We start from the raw sequence: 4,592 nt of genomic DNA, 5'->3' as shown, positions 1-4,592 counted from the left end.
GAGCGCCGGTGCGAGCACGCGAGCGGCACCCGCGCAGCGGGTGCCCGAGCGCGCGCAGACGCTTCTGAAAAGAACTGCCCGAGCGGCGCAGACGCTTCTGAAAAATTCAGTGGAAGAAGTGCCGCTCGCCCGTGAAGAACATGGCGACGCCGCGCTCCTTGGCCAGCGCGATCGTCTCCTCGTCGCGGACCGATCCGCCCGGCTGGATGATGACGCGCACGCCGGCGTTCATGAGCACCTCGGGCCCGTCCGAGAACGGGAAGAAGGCGTCGGACGCGGCGATCGATCCGGCGGCGCGGTCGCCCGCGCGCTCGACCGCGAGCTTGCACGAGTCGACGCGGTTCACCTGGCCCATGCCGATGCCGACGGTGGCGGCGTTCTGGGCGAGCACGATCGCGTTCGACTTGACGGCGCGGCACGCCTTCCAGGCGAACACGAGGTCGTCGACCGGGATGTCGTCCGGTCGCTCCCCCGCAACGAGCTCCCAGCGCTCGGCGATGGACGCGATGTCGCGATCGAACAGGTCGGCGTCCTGCAGGAGCAGGCCGCCCGAGACGAGGCGGACGTCCATCCGCTCCTGCGACCAGTCGTCCGGCAGCTGCAGCACGCGCAGGTTCTTCTTCTCCTTGAAGACCTCCAGCGCCGCGGGCTCGAAGCCGGGGGCGACGATGACCTCGGTGAAGATGTCGCGCAGGTTCTCGGCCATCTTGAGCGTGACGGGGCGGTTCGCGGCGATGACGCCGCCGAACGCCGACAGCGGGTCGCACTCGTGGGCGCGCAGGTGCGCGGAGGCGATGGCGTCGATGGCCTTCGGATCGGCGATGGCGAGGCCGCACGGGTTGGCGTGCTTCATGATGGCCACGGCGGGCTTGACCATGTCGTACGCGGCGCGCAGGGCGGCGTCGGCGTCGACGTAGTTGTTGTACGACATCTCCTTGCCCTGCAGCTGCGTGGCCTGGGCGATGCCGTGGCCGTCGGCGCGGGAGTAGATGGCGGCGCGCTGGTGGGAGTTCTCCCCGTAGCGCAGGTCGCTGATCTTCTCGACCTGGATCGTGAGGTGCTCGGGCAGCTCGTTCTGGCCCGACATCGTCTCCTCGGCGAACCACTGCGCCACGGCCGTGTCGTAGGTCGCGGTGTGCGCGAAGGCGCGGGCGGCGAGCTCCCGACGCTCGCTCAGCGTGGTGCCGCCGCGGCCGAGCGCCTCGATGATCGAGGGGTACGCCTCCGGGCCTACGACGATCGCGACGTTGGCGAAGTTCTTCGCCGACGCGCGCACCATGGCGGGGCCGCCGATGTCGATCTGCTCGACGACGTCGTCGCCCTGCGCACCGGAGGCGACGGTCTGGACGAACGGGTACAGGTTCACGACGACGAGCTCGAACGGCGCGATGCCGAACTCGGCCAGCTGCGTCTCGTGGTGCTCGAGGCGCAGGTCGGCCAGCAGGCCGCCGTGCACGTGGGGGTGCAGCGTCTTGACGCGCCCGTCGAGCATCTCCGGGAAGCCCGTCACCGTGGCCGCGTCGGTGACCTCGTGACCGGCGTCGCGGATCATGGCCGCGGTCGATCCGGTGGACACGATCTCGACGCCCGCCTCGGCGAGCGCGGCGGCCAGCTCGATCAGGCCGGTCTTGTCGCTGACCGACACGAGGGCCCGGCGGATGGGGACCACATCGCGTTCGCGGTAGAGCGAGGGGTCGTGACGGGGGCCGGCCATGAGGTGCTCCTTCGGATCAGGACGAGGCAGGGGTGCGGAGGTCCAGCTCGCCGGTGGCGATGCGGCGGACGACGTCGATGAGCAGGCGGCGCTCGACGGGCTTGATGCGATCGTGCAGCGACGCCTCGGTGTCGCCCGGCAGCACGGGCACGCGCTCCTGGGCGAGGATCGGGCCGCTGTCGACGCCCTCGTCGACGACGATCACGCTCGCGCCGGTCTGCTCCGCCCCGGCGGCGAGCGCGTCGCGCACGCCGTGGGCGCCGGGGAACTCGGGCAGGTAGGCGGGGTGCGTGTTGATGACGTTCGGGGCGAACTCGGCCACGACTGCGGCCGGCAGCAGCCGCATGAGGCCGCTCAGCACGACGAGGTCGGGCTTCCACGCCCGCAGCTGCGCGGCGAGCTCGGCACCCCACTCCTCGCGGGACTCGAACGCGCGGAACGGCACCGTGAAGGTGGGGATGCCGAAGTCGGCGGCGTGCTCCAGACCGTCGGCGGGTCGGTCGGCGCCGACCACGACGACGCGGGCCGGGTAGTCGGGCTCGCTCGCGGCCTCCAGCAGGGTCCTGAGATTCGACCCGGTGCCCGAGATGAGGACGGCGACCGTGAGCACCCTCCGAGTCTAGTGCGACGGCGCGGATCGCCCGATCCGGGACGTCGTGGGCACCGTCAGCTGCGCGCGATCTGCGTCGTGGACACCTGCGCGCGGGGGCGGATGATCATGGTGTCCACATTGACGTGGTGCGGGCGCGTCAGCGTCCACGCAACCGCGTCGGCGATGTCGTCCGCGACGAGCGGGTCGTACCCGGAGTACACCGCGGCCGCCCGGTCGACGTCACCGTCGAAGCGGACGAGCGAGAACTCCGTCTCCACGTTGCCCGGGGCGATCTCGATCACGCGGATCGGTTCGCCCGCGAGCTCGAGCCGGAGGGTCTTCACCATCTGTCGCTCGGCGTGCTTGGCACCCGTGTATCCGGCTCCGCCCGGGTACTCGCCGTGCGCGGCGGTCGATGTGATCGTCAGCAGATCGCCCCGCCCGGAGGCGCGCAGAGCCGGGAGCAGTGCCTGCGTCACGCGCAGCGTGCCGAGGACGTTCAGCTCGTACATCCGGCGCCACTTGTCGAGCTCACCGGTTTCGACGGGCTCGAGCCCGAACGCGTTGCCGGCGTTGTTGACGAGAGCGTGCAGCGCCCCACCGCCCACGACGTGATCGCGCAGCGCATCGATCGAGGCCTGGTCGGTCTGATCGGCGACGACGATGTCGCAGCCCGTCTCCGCCGCGAGCGCCTCGAGGCGGTCCCGGCGGCGTGCCGACGCGATGACGTCCCACCCCTCCGCCCGCAGGCGGCGGACGGTGGCGGCGCCGATTCCGCTGGAGGCGCCCGTGACGAGGGCGCGGAGGGGGTGGGTGGCGGTGCTGGTGGTCACGGCAGGCCTTTCCGGGAGGTGCGGTGGGGGAAGCGGAGGAGGGCTCCGGAGGGCGGATCAGAGCGCGGTGAGGGTCTCGTCGAGCGCGGCGAGGTACCGCCCGACCTCCTCGGGCCGCACGGTGCACGGCGGGACGACGTGGACGCGGTTATCGGCGAAGAAGCCGATGACGCCGCGCGCGAGGAGCCCGGCCTTCACCGCCGCCATGACCCCGGCGCTCACCGGCTCGCGCGTCGCGGCGTCGGCGACGAGCTCGACGGCCCAGAAGACGCCCAGGCCGCGCACCTCGCCGATGACGGCGTGCTTCGCGGCGAGCGCCGCCAGCCCCGGCCCGATGTGCGCCTCGCCGACCCAGCGGGCGTTCTCGATGACCCGCTCCTCTGTCATCGCGTCGATCGCGGCGACGATCGACGCCGCCGCGAGCGGGTGGCCGGAGTAGGTCAGGCCGCCGGGGAAGACGCGCTCGTCGAAGTGGTGCGCGATGCGCGGGCTGGGCAGCACCCCGCCGACAGGGACGTAGCCGGAGTTGACCCCCTTGGCGAAGGTCACGATGTCGGGGGTAACGCCCGTCGGGTTGGTGCGCTCGCTGTGCCACGAGAGCCACTCTCCGGCCCGGCCGAAGCCCGACATCACCTCGTCGAGGATCATCACGATGCCGTAGCGGTCGCACAGCTCCCTCACGCCGGCGAGGTAGCCGGGCGGGGGCACGAGCACCCCCGCCGTGCCGGGGATGCCCTCGAGCAGGATCGCCGCGATCGAGTCGGCGCCCTCCAGCTGGATCACGCGCTCGAGGTGGTGCAGCGCCCGCTCGCACTCCTGCCCCTCGGTCTCGGCCCAGAACTCACTGCGGTACGCGTACGGGCCGAAGAAGTGCACGTGGCCCCGTGCGTACTCGTTGGGCACCCGCCGCCAGTCGCCCGTCGCCACGATCGCCGCTCCCGTGTTGCCGTGATAGCTGCGATAGCGGCTCAGCACTTTGTCGCGTCCGGTGAACAGCCGTGCCATCCTGATGGCGTTCTCGTTGGCGTCGGCGCCCCCGTTCGTGAAGAACACCTTCTCGAACGAGCCTCCGGCCTTCTCGAGGATCCGCGCCGCGGCCTCGCCGCGCGTGAGGTTGACCGTCGCGGGCCCGATCGTCGCGAGGGTCTCGGCCTGCCGCTGGATCGCCGCGACGACCTTCGGGTGCCCGTAGCCGATGTTGACGTTCACCAGCTGGCTGGAGAAGTCGAGGTACTCGTTGCCGTCGTGATCCCAGACCCTCGTGCCCTCGCCGCCCGCGACCACGAAGCCGGGCGAGGCCGCCTGTGCCGCCCAGGAGTGGAAGACGCCCTGGTCCAGGTCGCGGGCTCGCTGCGTGAGCACCGGCTTCGAGGCGCAGCTGCGCGAGCGCGGCTACAACCCGGTGCTGATCGATCTGTCCGAGCTGCTGCTCGGCGGCGGCGGCATCAAGTGC

General features: G+C 71.5%; 4 protein-coding genes and 1 pseudogene. 1 reads left to right on the top strand and 4 read right to left on the bottom strand.

The genetic code is table 11. The features are described 5' to 3' along the window. Positions 1-106: 106 nt before the first annotated feature. Genes purH through ACWDR7_RS12985 form a run of 4 tightly spaced genes read right to left on the bottom strand, consistent with a single transcriptional unit; the run spans position 107 to position 4,501 of the window. The gene (gene purH, locus ACWDR7_RS13000) at positions 107-1,714 is read right to left on the bottom strand and encodes a bifunctional phosphoribosylaminoimidazolecarboxamide formyltransferase/IMP cyclohydrolase (RefSeq protein WP_449855313.1); all 1,608 of its coding nucleotides are present in this window, start codon (positions 1,712-1,714) and stop codon (positions 107-109) included. Positions 1,715-1,730: 16 nt separating this feature from the next. Then, entirely contained in the window at positions 1,731-2,324 is a 594-nt protein-coding gene (gene purN, locus ACWDR7_RS12995; protein WP_449855312.1) for a phosphoribosylglycinamide formyltransferase, read from the bottom strand. A 56-nt stretch (positions 2,325-2,380) separates the two neighbouring features. Next, positions 2,381-3,139: an SDR family oxidoreductase gene (locus tag ACWDR7_RS12990; RefSeq protein ID WP_449855311.1), complete on the bottom strand. Its 759-nt coding sequence runs from the start codon at positions 3,137-3,139 to the stop codon at positions 2,381-2,383. Between the two features lie 57 nt (positions 3,140-3,196). Further along, positions 3,197-4,501 (bottom strand): aminotransferase class III-fold pyridoxal phosphate-dependent enzyme, encoded by a 1,305-nt coding sequence (locus tag ACWDR7_RS12985; RefSeq protein ID WP_449855310.1) that lies wholly within the window; start codon positions 4,499-4,501, stop codon positions 3,197-3,199. On the opposite strand from ACWDR7_RS12985, the pseudogene ACWDR7_RS12980 reads away from it, so the two are divergent. Further along, a pseudogene (locus tag ACWDR7_RS12980) lies at positions 4,497-4,592 on the top strand (dimethylargininase); the annotation flags it as partial. The gene ACWDR7_RS12985 and the pseudogene ACWDR7_RS12980 overlap by 5 nt on opposite strands.

Source organism: Microbacterium sp. NPDC003461, from assembly GCF_053588335.1.
Note: the sequence above shows the minus strand (reverse complement) of the source record. Positions and strands in the feature narration are given on the sequence as shown.

Bases quoted from the DNA above. Each gene is read 5' to 3' on its own strand.
- purH (WP_449855313.1), bottom strand. From the start codon at position 1,714: ATGGCCGGCCCCCGTCACGACCCCTCGCTCTACCGCGAACGCGATGTG.